This window comes from Skermanella sp. (assembly GCF_059503625.1).
In genome coordinates this window covers 1-2,657 of the sequence record NZ_JCACHA010000364.1, presented here as the reverse complement: position 1 = coordinate 2,657, position 2,657 = coordinate 1, and the positions used below count along the sequence as shown (strand labels likewise).

At 64.2% G+C, this 2,657-nt stretch carries 1 protein-coding gene and 1 pseudogene; both read right to left on the bottom strand.

The features are described from left to right. Positions 1 to 79 precede the first annotated feature (79 nt). Positions 80 to 1,870, bottom strand: a complete 1,791-nt coding sequence (locus AC5JJ6_RS08230) for a PAS domain S-box protein (RefSeq protein WP_496041570.1) — start codon at positions 1,868 to 1,870, stop codon at positions 80 to 82. After that, positions 1,867 to 2,657: pseudogene (locus AC5JJ6_RS08225) on the bottom strand (glycogen debranching protein GlgX); the annotation flags it as partial. The pseudogene AC5JJ6_RS08225 and the gene AC5JJ6_RS08230, both read right to left, overlap by 4 nt.

Here is a 2,657-nt window from a genome sequence, read left to right as displayed (position 1 = left end):
AGAGCGAAGCGGCAGCCGACAAGCAGGCGCGTCTATGTCGGCTGCCGCTTCGCTCCAGACCGACCTACTGCGGCTTGCCCTATTCCAGCCTGAACGTCAGCCGGTAGCGCGTTCCCGGCGGTGGTTCCATCTTAAGCTTCCCGGACACTTGCCGCACCAGCCGGTCCACCAGCATCAGCCCAAGGCTGCTGCTGCGCTTGGGCGGAACGAAACCCGGTCCTGTATCCTCGACCGTCAGAACGACGGTGTCACCTTCCCGCACCAGCCCGACCCGCACCGAGCCTTCGGCGTCATCGGGGAAACCGTGCTTGAAAGCGTTGGAGATCAGCTCGTTGGCGATCAGGGCCAGCGGAACTGCCGCATCCATGCTGACCGGCACCGGATCGGTCTCGACGACCATGGCGACCCGATCCTCGTTATGTCCATAGGCGTCGTGCAGGTTGGCCGTCAGGGTCCGCAGGACCTCGGCGAAGTCGATATCCGCCATCGTGGTCGAACGGTAGAGCAGCTCATGGATCGTGCTCATCGCCGAAACGCGGTTCAGGCTTTCCCGCAACGCGTCGCTGCCGACTTCGTCGCGCAGCCGGCTCGCCTGGAGGCGCAGCAGGCTGACGACGACCTGAAGGTTGTTCTTGACCCGGTGATGGACCTCCTTGACCAGCACCTCGCGCTCGGTCAGGGCCGATTGCAGGTCCTGATTGGCCCGCATCATCTCGGCCTCGACGCGTTTCTGCTCGGTTATGTCGCGGACGACCGCGACCAGATGCAACGGGCGGCCAACCGAGTCTTGCACGACCGAAACGCTGTTATGGACCCAGACGACGGTCCCATTCGGGTGCAGGTAGCGCTTCTCGAGCTGGTAGTCCTCACCGGTCGTCCGCGCCCGCTCCAGCATCGCCATGTTGTTCGGCACGTCGTCGGCATAGGTGATGTCCTGGGTTCTGAGCGTCAGTACTTCCTCCCTCGGCCGGCCGACGATCTCGCAGAAGCGGTCGTTGATCATCAGGAAGCGTCCGGTCAGGTCGATCTCGGTGACGCCGACGATGGCTTGCCGGAAGATTGCCGAGAATAGGTCTTCGCTGCGACGCAGCGCCTCTTCCGCCTGCTTGCGGTAGGTAATGTCGTGAACGACGAGGACGGCGCCGTCCACCCTGCCGTTGCTCCGGATCGGCGCGATCGAGCATTGAACATGAATCGGCGTGCCATCCCGCCGGTAGAAGATGTCCTCATGCTCGGTCAGGGTTTCTTCGCTGCTGAAGACCCGGCCCAGCGGACATTCCCTTATATGGAATGGACTTCCGTCGGGCCGCCGGTAATGCACCTTGTTGTGAAGGATCTCGCCGATCAGCTCGCTGGATTTCCAGTCGAACATCCGCTCGGCCGCCGGATTGACGAAGGAGACCCTGCCTCCGGCATCCATCAGGAACATCCCTTCCACGGCATTGTCGGTGATCGTCCGCATTACCCTCAGCTGCCGCCGTGCGTCCTCCTCCGCCTCGAACCGCTCCGTGATGTCGACGCAGCTTCCGGTATATCCGGTGAACTGACCGTCCGGGTCGAAACGCGGCTTGCCGCTGTTGAGCATCCAGCGCCAGATCCCATCATACCGGCGCAGGCGGAGCTGGATCTGGAATGGCTGCCGCGCCGCGAACGCCGCCTGAGCGGCTTCCAAGGGTGCCAGATCTTCCGGGTGCAGTGATTCTCTCCACCCTTCGCCGGCCTCCCTTTCGGCAGGCCGGCCGGTGAATTCCAGCCAAGCGCGGTTGAAATAGATGCCGCCCATCGAAAGATCCGACATCCAGATCAGCACCGGAGCGCTGTCGGCGAGAGCGCGGAACCGCTCCTCGTCAGGCCCCAGCGTCTCGGTCATCGCGTCTCGCTCGGTTCTGTTTCCTGGCTTCCCGGCTGCTCGCCCGGTTCGGCAGCAGTGTTTTCCATCGCCTCGGCTTCGGCGCCGGATGCTTCTTCCACGGTGTCGCCTTGGCCGACCGGATCGAAACCCGCCGCTTCCGCCCCGGTCGAAGCCTCCAGCGGCGCATTCCCTTCAGGTGCTGCGGGCACCGGATCGGCTTCCGGCATCGCCATGCGCTCGCGCGCGGGTTCCGCCGTCGTCCAGACCGCTCCGTCGTGGAAGGCGGACAGCAGGACCAGGCTGCGCCCCGACGCCTTGAAGCTGCCGTCCGCTTTCAGCATCTGGGTCTTCTTGTCCGGATGCGCCGTGTCCATCAGGGTCTGCCAGCCGACCACGCCGGGGACGCTCGGTACGGTGAAAGGCAGGTCCTCGTGGTAGGAATTCACCACCAGCATCAGGATGTCGCCGGGCTTGTCGGTCCGTTGCTGAAGGCCGGCGGCCACCCTGCCGTCCAGCAGCATGCCGACGCAGCGGGCCATCGGGTCCTGCCACTGCTCCGGGCTCTTCTCGGTACCGGCCGGAGTGATCCAGGTAATGTCCTTGACGCCCAGTTCGCTGTCCTGTTGCCCATGCAGGAACTTGGGCAGCCCGAGCAGCGGATGGGAGTGGCGCAGGGCCACCGCCTGACGAACGAACTCGATCAGGCTGTAGCCGTCGTCGTCGATCTTGTCCCAGTTGATCCAGGCGATGTCGCTGTTCTGGCAATAGGCGTTGTTGTTGCCGCCCTGGGTATTGCCGAACTCGT

Excerpts from the sequence above, each read along its gene's own strand:
- AC5JJ6_RS08230 (WP_496041570.1), bottom strand. The coding sequence starts at position 1,870 with ATGACCGAGACGCTGGGGCCTGACGAGGAGCGGTTCCGCGCTCTCGCC.